17 protein-coding genes are annotated in these 18,506 nt (G+C 34.0%); 3 read left to right on the forward strand and 14 right to left on the reverse strand.

The features are described from left to right. Positions 1-453 precede the first annotated feature (453 nt). The 7 genes from BHF68_RS10745 to BHF68_RS10775 all read right to left on the reverse strand — a co-directional run bounded on the left by BHF68_RS10745 (position 454) and on the right by BHF68_RS10775 (position 9,155). Positions 454-1,425, reverse strand: coding sequence for a hypothetical protein (locus BHF68_RS10745; RefSeq protein WP_141706275.1), 972 nt, complete (start codon positions 1,423-1,425; stop codon positions 454-456). 421 nt (positions 1,426-1,846) lie between these two features. Then, complete coding sequence (locus BHF68_RS10750; RefSeq protein ID WP_069643669.1) at positions 1,847-2,665, reverse strand: AbiJ-NTD4 domain-containing protein; 819 nt, start codon at positions 2,663-2,665, stop codon at positions 1,847-1,849. A gap of 383 nt (positions 2,666-3,048) precedes the next feature. After that, positions 3,049-4,794: a GTPase gene (locus tag BHF68_RS10755; RefSeq protein ID WP_069643670.1), complete on the reverse strand. Its 1,746-nt coding sequence runs from the start codon at positions 4,792-4,794 to the stop codon at positions 3,049-3,051. Positions 4,795-4,811: 17 nt separating this feature from the next. Next, positions 4,812-6,899, reverse strand: a complete 2,088-nt coding sequence (locus BHF68_RS10760) for a GTPase (protein WP_069643671.1) — start codon at positions 6,897-6,899, stop codon at positions 4,812-4,814. Between the two features lie 194 nt (positions 6,900-7,093). Then, a complete protein-coding gene (locus BHF68_RS10765) occupies positions 7,094-7,582 on the reverse strand; it encodes a hypothetical protein (RefSeq protein ID WP_069643672.1) in 489 nt (162 codons plus the stop codon). Between the two features lie 518 nt (positions 7,583-8,100). Continuing rightward, complete coding sequence (locus BHF68_RS15155; RefSeq protein WP_084019384.1) at positions 8,101-8,268, reverse strand: DUF4083 family protein; 168 nt, start codon at positions 8,266-8,268, stop codon at positions 8,101-8,103. Between the two features lie 62 nt (positions 8,269-8,330). Next, positions 8,331-9,155, reverse strand: coding sequence for an immunoglobulin-like domain-containing protein (locus BHF68_RS10775; RefSeq protein WP_069643674.1), 825 nt, complete (start codon positions 9,153-9,155; stop codon positions 8,331-8,333). 203 nt (positions 9,156-9,358) lie between these two features. On the opposite strand from BHF68_RS10775, the gene BHF68_RS10780 reads away from it, so the two are divergent. Together BHF68_RS10780 and BHF68_RS10785 are read left to right on the forward strand one after the other, a co-directional pair. Next, a complete protein-coding gene (locus tag BHF68_RS10780) occupies positions 9,359-10,060 on the forward strand; it encodes a hypothetical protein (protein ID WP_069643675.1) in 702 nt (233 codons plus the stop codon). Further along, complete coding sequence (locus BHF68_RS10785; protein ID WP_069643676.1) at positions 10,047-10,346, forward strand: transcriptional regulator; 300 nt, start codon at positions 10,047-10,049, stop codon at positions 10,344-10,346. Before BHF68_RS10780 ends, BHF68_RS10785 begins: the two co-directional genes overlap by 14 nt. A 95-nt stretch (positions 10,347-10,441) precedes the next feature. On the opposite strand, the gene BHF68_RS10790 is transcribed toward BHF68_RS10785, so the two are convergent. The 6 genes from BHF68_RS10790 to BHF68_RS10815 form a co-directional block, all read right to left on the reverse strand. Further along, a complete protein-coding gene (locus BHF68_RS10790) occupies positions 10,442-10,873 on the reverse strand; it encodes a hypothetical protein (RefSeq protein ID WP_245669668.1) in 432 nt (143 codons plus the stop codon). A 325-nt stretch (positions 10,874-11,198) separates the two neighbouring features. Further along, a complete protein-coding gene (locus tag BHF68_RS10795) occupies positions 11,199-11,954 on the reverse strand; it encodes a hypothetical protein (RefSeq protein ID WP_069643678.1) in 756 nt (251 codons plus the stop codon). A 418-nt stretch (positions 11,955-12,372) separates the two neighbouring features. Further along, complete coding sequence (locus BHF68_RS10800; protein WP_141706277.1) at positions 12,373-12,852, reverse strand: hypothetical protein; 480 nt, start codon at positions 12,850-12,852, stop codon at positions 12,373-12,375. 313 nt (positions 12,853-13,165) lie between these two features. After that, entirely contained in the window at positions 13,166-13,516 is a 351-nt protein-coding gene (locus BHF68_RS10805; protein ID WP_069643680.1) for a hypothetical protein, read from the reverse strand. Between the two features lie 217 nt (positions 13,517-13,733). Then, entirely contained in the window at positions 13,734-14,486 is a 753-nt protein-coding gene (locus BHF68_RS10810) for a GTP pyrophosphokinase (protein ID WP_069643681.1), read from the reverse strand. A gap of 36 nt (positions 14,487-14,522) precedes the next feature. Continuing rightward, positions 14,523-16,091 (reverse strand): methyl-accepting chemotaxis protein, encoded by a 1,569-nt coding sequence (locus tag BHF68_RS10815; protein ID WP_069643682.1) that lies wholly within the window; start codon positions 16,089-16,091, stop codon positions 14,523-14,525. 334 nt (positions 16,092-16,425) lie between these two features. On the opposite strand from BHF68_RS10815, the gene BHF68_RS10820 reads away from it, so the two are divergent. Further along, positions 16,426-17,091 carry a TetR/AcrR family transcriptional regulator gene (locus BHF68_RS10820; RefSeq protein WP_069643683.1) on the forward strand — a complete coding sequence of 222 codons (666 nt, stop codon included), beginning with the start codon at positions 16,426-16,428 and terminating at the stop codon, positions 17,089-17,091. A gap of 90 nt (positions 17,092-17,181) precedes the next feature. On the opposite strand, the gene thiC is transcribed toward BHF68_RS10820, so the two are convergent. Then, a complete protein-coding gene (gene thiC / locus BHF68_RS10825) occupies positions 17,182-18,483 on the reverse strand; it encodes a phosphomethylpyrimidine synthase ThiC (RefSeq protein ID WP_069643684.1) in 1,302 nt (433 codons plus the stop codon). Positions 18,484-18,506 lie beyond the last annotated feature (23 nt).

An 18,506-nucleotide genomic window follows, 5' to 3' on the forward strand; every position in this document is an offset into this window, starting at 1 on the left:
AGGCAGGTGCCTGTTTTCACAGACACCAAGAATAGGATGTAAAACTGCGTGGCTGTCAAGGGTGAACTTCGCGAGCAAAAACCGCTCGCCCTTGACAACCTGCGTAGTTGGTTGATGCTATTAAAAATCTAAAAAAGAATAAAGATAAAACTAGTGTGGCTCTCACTGATGCACATACTGGCTCAATTTGATGCACATACTGGCTCTGACTCATCACACTGGTGGTTCTATTTAAGTGCAATAAACACCTATTAAGTCAACTGCTAAAATATTATTATACACATTAGGCTTCGACAATAAATTCCAGTATCCTTCTAAAACGACAAAAGTTGTAATATATGACAAGCTTCTTTTATAGTTTGATTGCTAAATTAATTGGCAACTAAAAATACTCCCTATAAGCAGCAATTGCTACTATTTTAAGGAGTATGCATTGTTATATCTTGGTCTCAGTTATCCAGCATTTAGAGTGAAAGAAAGCACCTCATAAGGCAAAGAATACCACTCCTCTTCACCGGCCCCATGCAAATGTACATAATCTTGATATGCATCCATATGTAATTCTTGCCCATAATAGTAGAAAGTCAATGATTCTATTTTTTCTCCTAAATCACTGGGTTTATTGGTTAATAACTTCTCCTTTGGAATATACGCAGCACTTTGAATACGAAATGCATTGTACATCGCGTATTGATTTCCACGCTTCATAGCTCCACTAGCTGCCATTTTGGCAATTAAACCGTTGTGTTGAATATAGTGAGGTTTAGGCATGAACGCATTGCCAATTAGATGGGCATTGACGTCAACCCTAAAATATCTCGCTGGCTCCCCCGCCTTAAGTACCCCACGATCAACTACTCTCACCTTATATATTTCATTTCCCTTAGCAAACTCATATGTATAGCCTACTATATCGGTTTGGTATCCACTAGGATAGCTTGCAGAGTCAAAAACTTCTAAATAGAATAGATCTGCTGCTTTAATCAATATTGGATCGTCAATAGTAACTTGTTCATGGTCACCATCAAAGCGGGATATACGGATTGTATCCCAGTCTGCATTATTAAGTTCTCCTAACCATTGCTGCTGTTCTATTATATCTAGCATGCTAGTTGATGGATAGAAGGTGCTAGGAAATTCCAATTGTTGTCTTAAGACTTCAATTGATTTCTTCTGTCGTTCAATAGTCTTTATCAGTTCGTCTTTTGAAAACTCATCAACTATACTATCTATATCCGTATTTATGCGTCTATCATTCTCTGGCTTTCGAAGCTCTTCAATCATGTTAGACTGTTGTTCGACAACCTGCTCTAATTCAAGAATTCGCTCATACAATTCATCTTCAGTTGTACCTGCTTCCTCGATTTGACAACCTGCCATTAAAATAATACTTGATACTATAAAAATAATAAATTTATAGCTCATAACAACACCGCCATCTATCAATGCTTTTCTCTACCAATTTAAAGTAATGTTTTTCACTAATACTATCCTAACTAGACATGTAGCTGACATTTGGAATCAACTTTAACATTAAATGCCATACATTGTTATTGACATCATATGGATAATGTGAAGTTAATTCCGTGCTTCATCTTCAATATGCTATACATCTTCCCTAAGTTCGCTGGGGGTTGTTCTTCTATAAATTAATAACTTAGAGTGCCTGTACCGAATTTCGTTTTCGCCTCATAGAAATATCTTGTTTAAATTTTGGATAAAAGAAAAGCCGATATAGTAAACTTGATATGCTCTTGCGTTAATGTATGATTTATTTAACAATACACCGATAAGATAACCATCATTAAACTATAATTTATTATTTAAGCGAGTTAAGAATGACTCTTTACAAATCAGCCCTAAGATAGTTAATAAATGAACTGCAATTAATTAGCATATATATTGCATCTTTATATTTCACTGTAGAAACATCAGACAAAGCATGTCTAATACCGTCGGCATCACTAGAATACCCATACAATTTCTTGTAACTTTCTTTTAAAGCAGTATGGAGGTTACGAGTGGATTCCAATTTATCCAGAGTTTTACCTAACGTAGCTTTAGCGTCACCAGTTAATATCTTGCACATTGATTCAACTGCTGAAACAGACTCTTTGACTGAATTCCTATAGTCCGGATTTTCTTTATCCGCTAACAATTCTAAAGCAGTTTCCAAATGGATTCTAACTGATTTATACTTGGCCTCTAATCTAAATGCACTTTCAATTGTATCTATTTCAATCTGGTTAGTAATTTCAACAATACTTGTATTAACAAACCTATAAGCTGAGTTCTCTTTTTCTAAAATTGTATTAATCTCTTTACAATACACCTCTTTAACAAATGCATTAGACTTATAGTAGTTAGGAAAAGCTTCAATGAAATCTAAAGCCTCATACCAAGTTGCCGTAAAAAAATAAAATTTCAAATCTAAAATTAACTCATGATAATCACCAGGAATAGTGTCATAAGTTTTCTTAAAATAATGTTGCCAAAGAAGCCTTGAAAAGTCATCTAACTCTGGAGATATATATCCACGTCTTATACCTTCTAATAACCTGGTTGATAATAAATTCCATATTTGGTTACGTGTTTGTTCATCTAAACATTCATGTTGTATTACATCTCTTACTTCTACATATCCATACCTTTGTGAAAATCTCATATAATCCCCCTCCATTCAACTGCCCATTATACATTAGTCACGTTGAAAAAATGCTTATACATACATTGATTTACCTTTCGCCAAAACTCTCCAACATCCTTCTCCGTCGACAAAACTTACAAACTTCCGAAAAATAAATTAATCGCTAGGGCTACACATCTTCTTTATTTAATGAGTCTATTATTGGCCAAACTTTTATAAGATTGTTGCTTAGTTTGCATAACTTGCTACGTTTAAAATTATTTTAGAAAAGCTACAAACCTAATGTAAAATGGTTGTAGCTTAATTAAACTATACTATTAGTTGAGTTGAATCGGATTATGCGTAATCTGTGGTCTCGATTTACCAACGTTTATTTTCGATCTAACTAGTATTAGATAATCTTAACTATTATATATTTTACTTTCAGTCGAATGAAGGTCGCGGATAAGATATCTGGTCTTTTCTAATAGCTCCAAAATATTCTCAAACAAATTGGATCTTACCTCCTGCATGTCGCGTAATTCGGAGAGTTGTTTATCAACATCTTCTATCTCTCCAGAAAATGTACTGGAAATATAAGTTTGTGTAGCTTTATCATAATGCATTTCAATTGCATGAGCAGCATCATTAAAACCTAAACGAACAGCAGCACGACTCTCTCTCAAGTCAGATTCTAACTGTGCTGCATCTGCATCCTCTTTTATTTGAAGGGCAAACGTTAGAACTGTTCCAACTATGACAAAAACACGTCCAACATTTGCAACATTACGAGTCCACTTGACAGCCTCCCATGGCTTAAACTTCTTCCCAAAGAAGTTACCAATAACCTTTACTGCATTATGTGTCGAAGTACCCGAATATTGATTAAGCTTAAAAAGTCCTATCATAGATCCAGAATTGGAAGCAAATGAATTTCTCACCAAAAACTCACCTAGTTTCGAGGATACATCAGATGCCGTTTGCATCTTAGACATGGTGTCTGGTGTTATTGAAGCTTCTTTAATTCGATGCTCCAGTCTAGGTAACAGTTCTTTTGCAAGTTCACTGTTAGCAATTCCGTCAATACGTTTTTCAAGGTCATCTATATGTTTACCGATTACGACTTGAATAGTATGTCCTAATTGTTCAGTAATCTGCTGTACACGGTCTTGAGACATCTGAAGTTCTTGATCGACTGTTTTTTGGTTAGCCGTGGCATTGATCATATCAGAAATTTTACGACCTTCATGACGAATCTCTGAACAAGATTGCTGAATTTCACCTTCTACAGCTCGTGGAATACTGTCTTTAGATTCAATAAGAGCACGTCTTCTTTGTAGGAGCAATTCTTCAAGAGCTTCAACATCTTTGTCACCTTCTGCTTCGGATGCCAAAGCTTCCTGTAGGAGTTGTTCAAGTGTATATAAAGCAGTGCTATATCGACCAGTTAAGCCTTTTTCGCGAACAAAATCATTTAAATTTTCAGTAAACGAATCTATTCCACTTTTTCTCCACATAATTTTTGAAATGTCAGAATCGACCTCTACTTTACTATCCAAGGCTGCTTCAGCATCAATAAAAGATGTTCGTAGATCTTCAGGTGTGAATGGACTTAATACTTTTTTTATATCTTCTCGAATCACATTCTGAGATTCAGAGCAGTTTCCTTTCGCACACCTACGCATTTTATTAATGACAAGCATCATTTCATAAGCTTTATTTCTTTCTATTGCTAGTTTGCGAAAATGCTTGGCAAGATGAGAATCAAACAATTCATTTGTAATTACAAAAACTAATAGGTCAGCATCAGCTATAGCCCTATAAGTGATTTCATCATGATCTGGCCTTAACTCTGTATGCACACCTGGAGTATCAATTACCTTGATACCGTTCCAATCATACGTATGGGTTATTTCTGTTGTTATTCCTCCTCCTACAGCAATATTTTCTCGTTCGGTCAAAACTTTTAAAATGCTAGATTTTCCAGCGCTGTATTGTCCAGCAAAAACAAGTGTTATACCGTTTTCGTTGTCCAAAACGCATTCAGGTATTCTATTTGAAATATTTTTAACTTTTTCGCTTGGAGCAGAGGACAAAATTGCTTTCGAGCGCTCGAGTAATGCATTACCACGAACAGCCCATTCATGTATTTCAAATTTTTCAGTCATAGGTTGCAGCTCCTTTATTATCTCATTACATGTAGTCCAGTTAGCTGTTGCGCTAAACGCAACCGAGATCTTGTCGTTGCATCAAGATCATCCAAAGGCACATGGGCAACGCGTATTTTTTCTTCAATACTAATCTTCTTTCTATCACAATTCTTACCAATTGCTTGAGAAAGAATTGAAAATTGATTTTTGGTGTCAATCACAAACAAAACTTGCTCTCCTAAAATCTTTTCCATCTTTGCGACAACTTCACCTGGGAAAATTGTGCTTGGAGTAATGAGTAACATTACTGCAAACCCAGGCACCCTTGCCACATCAACAATTTCATCTCCGAGATTTGCTGACTCAAGATGGTCAAGAACTTTCTTTATCAAGGTTTTCCCCAAAACTTTTTGGCGATCATTCAGAGTCCACGCCAGAGTTCGTTGAGCATCAGCCAATTCAAATAAACCTGCTGTGACTGCACCTAAGTCTTGAAGCAAAACATAAACTTGCTTATTAAGAAGTTCTTGATGAAACCATTCACTTGTACCTTTTCTTAGATTTTTCTCAATTTTGTCAATATGTTCATAAAGACGCTGGGAAAGCTTTTCTCTTGCTCTTCTGACCTTTGTTTCACGATCATCAAAAAACAAAGAAAATAACCACCCTATAGCGCCAACGGCAGCCGCAGCCCACCCAAGTGGTCCACTGCCAAGTATGACAGCTGCTATAGCAAGTCCACTAACCAGAATATTTGTTCCCCAATTCCAAGCTCGTTTAAAGTCAAAGATACTATCCATCTTTATGTGACGATCGCTTGATAAATCCGCCACCAAAGAAAGCTCAGATTTTAGCTCTCTAGCAATTTCGCTAAGTGCTTTTTTACAATCATCAAGAAGTACTTTCTGTAGCTTCTCGATTTTAATCTTTATTCCTATGGACTCTATAATTCTATTCCATCTTTCTTGCGCTGAGTTGCTATCGTAGTTATCTTCCGCAAACGCTGGAACTTCAGATCTTAATGTGTCCATAAGCTTTGAAATTTGAGTGTTTAATCGCTCAGCTCCTTGTTTTTTAAAGTTATCAGACCAATCTTTGAACTGCCTTCTTTTACCAATCAAAACACGCCCACTACTTGAATTCTGTTCACTAAATTCAAGCAACAATTCGCTCAATTCCATCATAGGAGTGACAGCTCCATCAATAAAACTTTTTACTCTAAGGAAGGTGCCTCTTCCTGTAACCTCTTTAATAATCCTGTTTTCTATACCACTAAATCTGCTGGCTTTTATTAATTGATCTCGATATTTTTCATAATCCTTCTGTTGAGCTAAATACTGAGCACGAAGATGAGCAACAACAAACGGAACTCGTTTACCAGGTATATACTTGTCTGTTAAATGATTGAACTGAGAAAGGATTTGTCCTATTCGTATTCGATCAAAGGGCTTGGCTGGATTTCTTAAGAAAAGAGTTAAATCAGCTTCATCATCTAAGCCAACTTTCACGTTGCAAATGCCAAGGACAGGCTTGCCTAAACGTCTAACGCGAGCTAGACATTCTGCTTCAGCAGGCTGTGGAGCGTCATCCGTTATTAAAAATAGAACTAAATCAGCCTTAGTCGCTGCTTTGAAAGCTAACTCCTCATCTTCAGACCCCTCAAAAGCTGCAACCCCTGGAACATCCGTTACCTCAAGACCATTCCACGAGTATGAACGTACGTCCCTTGTTGTTCTTTGTGATCCAGTACCAATGGTTTTTCCATCTCCTCGAGTGAGAATTTCCATTAAAGTAGACTTTCCCGCCATTGTTCGACCGAATAGTGTAATGGAAAAATGATCTAAATTTTTTTTTCTTTCATTAAGATTTTGAACAGAAGATTTCTGTAATAATTCAAGCTCACTCACAACACCTACGAGCTGAGACTTTAATTGATCAACAACTCCGGGGGTTCTAACAGAACCATTATCAAGCGACTTTAGCGAACTCGAAAGAGTTGACGAAACCTCCTGAATTGCTTTTGCAGTCTCTTGAAGATTGTCTTTTGCAATTCTATATCCTTCGCGAGCAGCTGTTCTGCATTCTTGTAACGCAGCCCCAATGTCATGTTGTTTTTGATTCATTTCAGTCCACCTCCTTCGCATTATAGACATTTCAACACTATAAAATCGAACTAGATATAGTTTAATTTCGTCATTCGCCAACAACTTACCAATATCCTTCTCATTCGACAAAACTTGTCAATTTTCGACAAAATAAATACCCCGATGATATATCAGGGTCACTTAAATTATATTTAACGTCTAAAAATCTACGATTACATATCTCCTGGTCTTGCAGCCCAATCATCAGGGCCATCAATAACTTTTACTTTGGAAGCTGAAATGATTCTAGCTGCATGCTCATATTCACTTTCAACCCATTGACCTTCAACCAATATAAATTCTCCAATTCTTAATTCTCTGTCCAAAAGAACATCATCTTTATTAACATCAATTCTTACAACATCACTATTCTTATCATAAGCAATCATTAAATAGTAATCTGTACCATCCCACTCTAACGTTCCCTCTGTAAACAAAAACATCTCTTGTGAAATACATAACGGTTTAATTATTATACTTTCTTTTAAGCCAATTGTTTTCGCTTCTGAAATATTAGAAAATGTTAATGTATGCGAATAATCCGTTTTGTCGTTTCCATATTCCGCTTCAATAGAATCATACCCATTTTCAACTATTTGCTGTTCACATGCAAAAAGCAACAAAAAAATAAGTGTTACTAATATCAATTTAAGTTTGTGCAAATTCTCCCCTCCATTTATTCTTTTTTATATAATTTTCTTATCCATAAGCCATTAAGGTATACAATAACAGCTAAGAAAGCACTTGTAATAACAATATGAGACTGTGGTATATTAAAAGTTCTCAAGAGTAAAATTCCTAAATCAAATGGATAGTCATATAGATATAAATGATATTGATGATGATAATAGTTAATTATTTTAGACAAGATAAAAAATACTATGCCAGCGATAAATGCCTGAACTATTAGTGTGGATTGGTACCGATTTAAAAAATACTTCCGAAATACATAACAAGATATTATCGATGTTACTATACTAAATTGCAAATAATATCTAGCCATAAATTGTGAAGGAGTAGAATACATACCATATATTAAATGATAAGCGCATAAATACAAAAATATTGATAATATTGTTACATTAAAAACACTTATTAGTAAAGGTGGCCCTATTATTCTAAATAAAGTCATATTATTTTGCTCCTTGGAATGTTTATAAAATTACAATTCTAATATTAATTACTTATTAATTTGATTTTCAATCCTATCAATTTTCTCTTCAATATTTTCTAATTTACTTGAAGCTTTTTGAAAATAGCGTACAACTAAAAATATACTATAAACTATTAAACCCAAAATGAATAAAGAAATAAGTTGTACTATTGCTGTTCCTAATTGAAAAGCCATCTTATTTACCTCCCAATTCTAACTGTTTCACTTTATTTCCACGCTTCACAGCTCAATCTTATTTATTTTATAGTAAATTCTGCAAATATTGTTTTTTCTAAGTCCGTACCAGCAGCTCTAAAATTCTTTGATACACGGTAGTGCCCACTTCTTAAATGATAGGTATTTAGAGGTTGAACGTATGTTTCACCAGGTTTAATTTGTAGTCCTTCTAATGTAAAGCCAAACGTACTTGTTATCTCTTTCCACTTATCTTCTCTAAGAAGTTCTATTGTATACGGTCTTCCAAACTCTAAAATAGTTGGTCCATTATTTCTAATTTCAATTTCAACATTTCTATTTCTTAAATATCTCTTTTTATTCGTTTTCATTTCAGCATGTAACTCTTGTATGGGTACATAGATGAATGCTCCTAGTGTGTTTTTAATATCTTCATCTTGAATAAATTCTACAATTAATAAATATAATGCATTTTCTGTCAAGGGTAGCTCGTATGAGTAGTTTATTCTGTCTTTCGGGGTCTGACTAGTATAAATAAATTCATCCTTTATGTCTGTAATATTATATTCTTGATCTACTTTAAATAATTGTATATGTATTGTTATATCCATTAGAATACGGCTGCCACTAAAGCCAATTACTTCACCGGGCTTTGTTATACCCATTGAAAAACTGAAATCTAGTTGATTTTCTCTAAGCCAATCAATATTAGGATGACCAAAAGGCGTTACATCCGTATATTTAATTGATTGAAAAGCATAAAAATCTGTTTCTTCGTAGTAATTATCTTCTACCTCTATTATCTCTATACCTGACTTGCAACCAATACTAGCTATTGCCAAAAATATAATAGCAAATATTAATTTGTATTTTTGCGCTCTTTTCATAGAAGAATATTAACTCCCTTCTAAATTCCTCCTACTTTTCTTATTTTCCACGTTAATATGCCACTATATATTACAGGAGATATCATCTATAGCAGTGAATGAAAATATATAATACCTCTATGTAATATTTGACAATTTCACATTATTACTTTATATTATAAAGTAACTGCTTTGCATTATAAAGTTAGTGGAGGGATAATTTTATGGAAAAAACCGCATTAGCTGGTGCTTTGAAAGATATCAGCATTATTAAAAAATCTATCGGAGAAAACAAAAGTCCTAATGGAAAAGTTTATAATTTTTTATTACTCTTTGGGAGTGTTAATTTAATATATTTCTTATTATCAACAATTGGTGCTACCATGTTCTTTATGCTAAATAATTACTTTGTTTTTACACATACCTTAAAAGTAATTTTGTACATCTTGCTCTTTATTTATTTTGTAAAAATATATAATGAAGAAAAAACGAGTTCAAATAAATATTACCTCTGGTTTTTAAGCATATTTGCAGGGATTATATTTCTACTTCCATTGTTAATGCTTTTTATGCGATTTTTCACTAATTTTATTCTTGATGATTATAGGAACTTAGGAGAGTCTTTCCTGCATTTAAATAACATAAGTATGTTATCAAACATTCTACTTTTTTGCTTAATTTTAACTTTATGTGGTTTCCTATTGAAAAAGCAAAGTATTTTTATTGTTTCGTCAATGATTTTTCTTATTTATTTAATAATTGCCGTGCCTTATAGTAAGGTGACATTTGACATTCCTTTTTCAAAAACACCAGACGTTTTTATTTCTTTGATAGGTATATATTATAATTTAGTGATATCGTTGGGTTACATTGTTATAGCTACTCTTATGATTCTAAAAAGGGATATTGCACATGGAACTAAATAACATTCCTGAAGCTTTTACTCTACCTTTGAGGTTGTCGTTAATAAGTTCTTTAGTTAGTAGTGAAAAAACCTTTAATGAAATAAAAGAGATTACAAAAGCAACTGATGGTAATATAAGTGTTCAGTTATCAAAGTTAAAAAAATGGGGATATATCGAATCAAAAAAAAGTGTAATCGACCAAAAAAAACAGACTATTTACTCTATCACAGAGTTTGGAATGAACAAATTAGAAGAGTATGTTGTTCTATTAGAAGCTATAGTTAATCGTTCTAATGAAACCCCGTAATGTCGTTGGGAAAAATGTATAATTTGCTTGTATACCGCGCAGGACGCGTTGCTTCATGCTCCCTATTGAACTAACGCATTCGTTTTTTTATATGCTTACCTGCCTATTCGTTCAAGTGTGCTTGAGTAATAATCGTCAATAATTAGCATTGGTTCTTTTATAGACTGTAAGATGCTTTCTATGTCTAATAATTCATTTTCTTGTTCTTCATTAATGGTTCTAAAAACTGCAATAACGGCATCCATTTTCTCTTTCTCTTCACTACTTATAGAATAAGAATGATGTTCAAGAAACTTATTAGTCATACCAGATATAAATTCATCAACACGGAATAAACTGTACCATAATAAGTCCCAATCAGATGATGCATCTCCCATATGTATGGTTGAACTAGCAAATGAATAGGAGTAAATGCTTCTACTTTCTCCATTAACAATTCTCCAATTGTAAAACAACTCGTTCTTCTCATCACTGATTTTTTCTTTCTCAGTAGTTAAATGAATAAATTCCTCCAGCCTATTAGCCAAATTATTTCCTCTAACAGATATCATTGATAAATTGTCATAATTTCTATCTATACTCTGATTAACATAATGTCTGTACTCTAGGTGAACATAAATACTGTAAATAACAAAAACTCCAATTAACAAAATAAGAGCTACGTTTAAATGCTTTTTCAAATTTGTCTTCTTCATATAATCCCCCATTGGCTACTTTAGCTTCCGCGCCCTTGCGATGATATTGTATTATGAGCTTTGCTAACAAGTACACTGCTATTAGGTATATTTAGATGGTACAAAATATAGGCTATTGTGCCTCATTTTAATTTTCTTGCCAAAACACTTCATTATATCAAGTTCCGTTAACATCTTTTACAACTTGGAAAATATCGTCTCCCTTTTGCCACTTGCTGTAGACTTGTATTGGTTTACGACCTCTAAAATCTTGTATAATATTGGAACCTACAATTATCAGTAATGTTATGATTCCATACTTCCATGGCTGACTTACTAAATCCACCGATATAAAATATTTATTTTGATGTGTTTCGTTTACCCTTAATCCATTAGATAGATATCTTATTAAAACTGACTCTTCAGAATTAAACCCCACTGACACCATATATATGCCAAAAATACCGTCTCTTATGGTTGTTCTGTATGAGTTATCTATAGGTATTAAAGGTGCTTCATCGAATGGGTATTTTGGTCTCATATCTCCGAAAACATTCTTTTCAAAATGGAATACACGGGCTTCTTCTTTTTCATTTACTCGATAAGAGCCTACGAATAAGTGATTAAAGTTCATTCCATAACTGTCCATAATTTTAAAACTTCCTGAATCAAACTCGATTCCTGATTTTTGAATTTCCTTTTCTAATATTTCATTAAAGCTAAGCTTCCCTTCTTCGCTTATACTGCTTTGATCTTTGATATAATAAGATGGCATAGGAAGAATAACTCCCCCTATAAATATTACTAACATTGCTATACAAATGAAAATAATTATTAATTCAAAACCAAAAATACGAATATTTATTCCTTTAACATGGTATATAATCGTTATCACTAGCATGATTAATAAAATTAATGAGAGAATCCATATCACAGCTTAAATCCCTCCTATTTCTTTTACAGTCACATAACTATCTAAGCAATTAATTTATTATTTTCTTTTTCAATTAAAAATCCCAAATATAACTCTCTGATATTGGCATTTGCACATAACGTTTGGCATTTGCAACGTCCATTGGCCTTAGATAACTCCTAGCTTTGGTCAGTGTATGTGGTGCGGCGAACTAGACTATTGTTTTTTAAAAAGAAAATTAGTTATCGTCCCAAATATTAAAGCAGGGATAATTGCTAAAATTGCTATATATAAAATACTAACCATATCCAGATACATTAAATTCATTATAAATAACATTACATGTATAACATAGAAAATTATATAATCTATCTTTCTAAACTTCATATAAACCCTCCAACCATCAAATTATAAATATAGTAACTATTTACAGTTAAAACTATTTTACTTCTTTGACCATAAAAACATCTACCTTGCCATCCCATTCAACCATTACCTTTATACTGTCAGCAAAATCAGCTATATCATTAGAAATAGTTTCCCTGTAAGTGAATGTTTGTGTCCTATCATCTTTTGGTAAACCTCCGCCTCCTCCAATCACAGTAATTGTCGGTTCACTAGAATCACCATGAAACAATATATTATCGGAACTAAAGTGATCACCACTAAAGACATCGCCGACAAACTCTGCATCTTTATGTGCCCACCAATATCTGTATAACAGTATCTTATTATCTTTAACTTCCGAATAATCTCCCAAAAAAGAAATTGATACGTCGACCGTATGCGTATTAGTAGAGGTAGAATTTACTGCAAATTCCGCCTTCCAATCAGTTCCTTCGCCGACATATATTGTTGAAATCCGATCTCTTTCATTTTCGCAACCTGAAAATATTAAACTTCCAAACAATATTAGCATGATAAATAATCCCATTTTTTTAAATTTGAAAAAATGAATACGTTCAATTATATTTAACAACATTAATTTTTCTTCCTCCGATTAAATTAATTTACCTGCTTTGGAACCTTTAGGGTTAGATAACTCCTATCTTAGCTAGTGGATGTTGGCATGATTACTCCATGCTATTACTCAAAGACTTGCTTCCTGATTGCCCCTTGTGCAGACGCTTGGTTAAGCGGCGGTCTCTGCCCCACAGCTAAGAGCAGCAGAACGCTGCGGCCTAAAATATATCTTTGCTTTCATAAAATAATACAGGGTTTATGTCGTTAAATTACATTTTATTTTGATTTTCAATCCTACTAAGTATTCTCTCGATATTCCCCAGTCTGTTTGAAACATTTCGAAAATATCGTACTACTAAAAATACGCTATAAGGTATTAACCCTAAAACTAATAAAGATATAAGTTGTATAAGCGCTGTTCCTAAGTCAAATTTCATTAACTCTTCACCTTCCAATTCAAATTGTTTAACATCTGTATAAATCGACCAACATGATTGACAAAGTCCATATTCAAAAAGATTATCTACCAAATCATCATTGCGTTTGGGACACTTGAAGTTAAAACTATTATTTAACCCGTGCTGGATGCGCGCTATAATTCCTAATTGGTATAATAACATCGTGTTTCGCCAACAACATACCAATATCCTTCTGCATCGACAAAACTTCCCAATTTTCGACAAAATTAATACCCTGATGATTGTCAGGGTAGGTAACTTTATTATTTAATGAGTCTATTACACGCTATTAAGCACTATATAAAGGCTACGCCCCCTTTGGTATCAAGGATTCGTAGCCTTTTAACTAACGTTTAAAGTGAGAGCTTTCTATTAATAATCAATTAGTCTTATTTTTCATAATTGCTTGTACAAGCATTAATGGCAACTCCAATTTTTCATTATTAAGATAGAGATGGCTAATGTCGTCTTTTTCATTATATTGCTCTTTTAACGCACCAACTTCAATATGGATATTTTCCATTTTCTTATCAAGTTCTGCTACAGCAGCTGCTGCTTCTTTTAACTCATTCGTTAAACGCTTAGGAATATCTTTATTATATTTGTAAAAAATCTTATGTTCTAAGCTAGCCCAAAAATCCATGGCTATTGTACGTATTTGCAACTCTACATAAACATGCTCTATCCTATCTGACATAAATACAGGTATTTCTATTATATGATGGAGGCTTTTATAACCATTTTCCTTCGGATTTTTTATATAGTCTTTAGTCTCTATAAGTTTTATATCTTTTTGACTATTTAACATATCACTAATGATATAAATATCTGATAAGAACGAACAAGTAATGCGAATACCGGCGATGTCTTTGATTTCTTGTTTGAAAGATGTAAGAGATAAATCTATTTTCTTTCTTATTGCTTTTTTAAGTATACTTTCAGGAGTCTTTAACCTTGACCTTACGTGCTCAATCGGATTATATTCATTAATATACTGAAACTCTTGCTTCAATATATCTATTTTTGTATTTATTTCTGACAACCCAAACTTATAACACATCATGAATCTAGTTAATTCTTCCTTTAAACTTTTATAATGGTTAATATCTACCAATTTATTTGCTTGGTTCATGAATTATCAACATCCCATCTTAAAAGGTTTCTATGATTATTTCAGCTTCAATTTTTTCATACTCTCAAGTACATCAACAGTTTGATTTTCTAGTGTATCAATGGTCGCAGCCATTTGGTTTATATGTTGCATTTCATTTTCTAGTAACTGACTAATCAATTGACCTGTCTTTTTGTTGTCATCCGATGAATGTCGGAGTTCATTTATACTTTCATATACTTCATTACTGTGGTCTGCAATTTCTTGAGATACGCTTGCTACATCACTAATCCGCTCTGCTACAAAACGTATGGAGTTGCTTATACCCTCAAACTTTTGTTCCACTACTTTCATGTGCTGTTTACTGTCTGATGTTTTATCAGAAACTTGTACCATGGATTGTTGAGTTGCCTTTATTCCTTCTTGCACATTTTTAATTAAAGTCGATATGCTTTCTGTTGATTTTGCTGATTCTTCCGCAAGTTTACGTACCTCTTCAGCAACTACAGCAAAGCCCTTTCCTTGCTCACCAGCTCTTGAAGCTTCAATCGAAGCGTTTAAGGCTAACAGATTTGTTTGTTTTGCAATAGCTGTTATTGTATCAATAATTGACGTGATCTGCTCTGATTGTTTTTCAAGATCATTCACATAAGATGACGCATTTTCTACCACAAAAACAACGCCATCGACGTGTTCTTGCATTATGTTAACTACCTGATTTCCTTCGTTCGCAAATCTTTCTGTTTTAGTTACTTCATCAGTTATAATTAATAATTGATCTGAAACATCATTAATCCCTTCTTTTATTTCTTGGGTTTTGTTTGTTGCTACTGTTACACCATTAGCTTGATCTTCCATACGAATTCCCATGTCTTTGATTCTTACATTCATAGCTTTAAACTCCGACGCAGTTCGTTGAAAAGATGCTAGAAATTCACGGTTTGATTCTGAAAGATTATTAGTTGATTCATCGACCTTCGATAGCAATTGTTGCATAGAATCAATCATTTGATTGGTGTATTTAGCAAGTTCTCCTATTTCATCATTTCGATCAATGTCAATTCTTTTAGTCAAGTCTCCATCCATATTAGCCAGTTGTTGCATTTTTTTTACTAATTGATGGATGGGTTTAACTTGCCTCTTGGCCATAAACCTAACAACAAACCATACTGAAAATAAACTTATCACCATAATAAAAATCAAAACAACAACCAAAATAAGTTGCAATTTCATAAGTACATCTGTATTCATGTCAAACCCTACAATTCCTAGTACTTCTGTTTCGGACTTTACTGGAACTAGAACTGTCATGTTTGACGATTGATCTAAATAAGCACTACTAGTCTCAGTAGCAACTACCTCACCAGCAAGTAAAGCCTGATTAACAGTTTCATCACTCAAATTATAGATTGCACCTAGTGTGTGGGGTTGATTTGTTCCCTTGTCAATTGCATAAACCCAATCCCCTTGATCATTCAAAACTAACAAAAATAAATTTGGAATAATATCTTGTGTTCTCTCTTGTATGTATGCCAGTTGATCTGATATTTCCTGGTATCGTTCTTGTTCTGTATCTTGATTTCTTATTACTTCCTGCATATCTATCGTTTCCAACTCATTTCCCATAACATTTCCCATAATCGAAAACGTCAACTGTATTGCCTGAAAGACACTTGCTGTACAACAAAATAAAAAAATATACTAAAACTTAAAAATATAACTGCTAATAGAGCCATTATCCTTCTCGTCCATTGTCTTTGAAGCAACTTAATCATCCTCTCTGTTTTTTGCGACCAGTCAGTCGCGACCTAGTAGTCTTATGATATCATGTAGAAATTTTCTTTGTCAATATAACTAAACAGCTAATAAGTGACAATTTATTGACAACTTTTGCTCACTACCGTATAATGTGACCATCTGGTCGCAACCATTCAAAAAAAAACTCAAGGGGTTATGTCATATGCCTAATCAAACTTTTTATAATTTGTCTATTGAGAAGCAAACAGAAGTTATTAATATATCGATTGAGGAATTTGTACAAAAGGACTATGATGCAGCTTCACTAAATCATATTATTGCGCGCCTTGGCATTGCAAAAGGCAGCTTTTATCGTTATTTTTCTAACAAAAGAGAACTATACATGTATCTTATCGACCATGTACTTACAAAGGCAATTGAGTTCATAAGAATGAATGTTGCTTCTGAAAAAACGGAAAACACGAACGACGATTTCTTCGTATTATACAAAATTCGCTTCAATGCTTTTATAGAATTTGTGATTCAACATCCACAATACTTGCGACTACTATTCCGTGCTTACGACCGTGGTGACTTAAGGAAAGATGCCGAACTTGGTAACCACCTAAGAGGGCTTAAAATATTTCGCGGATACATTATTGAAGCTCAAAATAATGGGCAACTTAAAAGTTCATTTGATCCTGATCTAATTCTTTATGTAATCGCCCAGCTAACCGCAGGATTACATAGATACATTGAATATAAACACGGGCTTACTTATAATGAACTTTTAATAAATGACTCAGAAATGTTAGCAAAAAGGAAAGAACAATTAAACATACTAGTTGAACAAATGATTGCTATACTGCGTAATGGACTAGAATATTAACAATAGTATAGTTCGCTAAAAGAACACATCTGTATATCATCACATATACAAATGTGTTCCTTATTAGCTAAATGTCTTTTTAAATATTTCTTAACAGCTACCCTTGTAAGTACTGCCTAAATGCTCACTCAATAATTTATAAGCACAGAATTGTCCACACATCGAGCAGCACTCTTCTTCATCTGTATTCTTTTCCTTCCTAATCCTTGAAGCTTTCTCTGGATCTATGGCTAGTTCAATTTGTTTCTCCCAATCAAGTGCTTTGCGAGCCTTGGCCATTTCCAAATCCCACTCTTTAGCTCCTTTGACACCTTTTACGATATCAGCAGCATGGGCAGCTATTCTTGAAGCTATTACACCTTCCTTAACGTCTTCTAATGTAGGTAGGCCTAAATGTTCTGCAGGGGTTACATAGCAAAGAAAATCTGCCCCGGAAGAAGCTGCTATTGCACCACCGATAGCTGAAGTAATATGGTCGTATCCTGGAGCTACATCAGTAACAATCGGTCCTAATACATAGAACGGTGCGTTATGACAAAGCGTTTTCTCGATAGTCATGTTTGCTTTAATTTGGTCTAGCGGTACATGCCCTGGTCCTTCAACCATAACTTGAACCCCGTAATCCCTAGAACGCTTTACTAGACCACCAAGCGTTATCATTTCTTGAATCTGTGGGCTGTCCGTTGCATCTGCTAAACATCCCGGCCTTAGACCATCACCCAGACTTATAGTTACATCGTACTTCTTACAGATTTCTAGCAATCTATCATATTGTTCGTAAAGTGGGTTTTCTTTTCCATTATGTAGCATCCAAGCAGTAAGGAAAGATCCGCCCCTAGACACGATATCCATTACTCTGCCAGTGTTTTTAAGTTCTTCAATAACCTGTAATGTAATACCACAGTGAACAGTTATGAAGTCTGCACCATCTTTACAGTGCTTCTCAACTGATGCAAACATATCATCAGCGGATAACTCTACTAATGACTTCCCTTGTTTCGCAACTTCTACTAGAGCCTGATATATAGGCACTGTTCCTACCATAACTGGGCATTCTTTGATAATCGTTCTTCTAACCTCGTCAATATTCCCACCTGTACTTAAGTCCATAACGGAGTGGGCGCCAGCATCAAGGGCAACTCGAAGCTTTTTTAGTTCACCATCCAATTCTGGATAAGATTCTGAAGTTCCAATATTAGCATTGACTTTTGTAGACAATCCTTTCCCTACCGCTATAGGTTGAATGCCTTTATGGTTGATATTACATGGTAGAACGACTTCACCTAGCTTTATCGCTTCACATAGCTGCTCTGCCGATATACCTTCCCGCTCTGCAGCGGCTCTCATTTCGTCTGTTATAATTCCTTGTTTTGCTTTTAATAATTGGGTCACGTTGCACCTCCAAATGCTGTTTT

Source organism: Desulfuribacillus alkaliarsenatis (assembly GCF_001730225.1).
Lineage (GTDB): Bacteria > Bacillota > Bacilli > Desulfuribacillales > Desulfuribacillaceae > Desulfuribacillus > Desulfuribacillus alkaliarsenatis.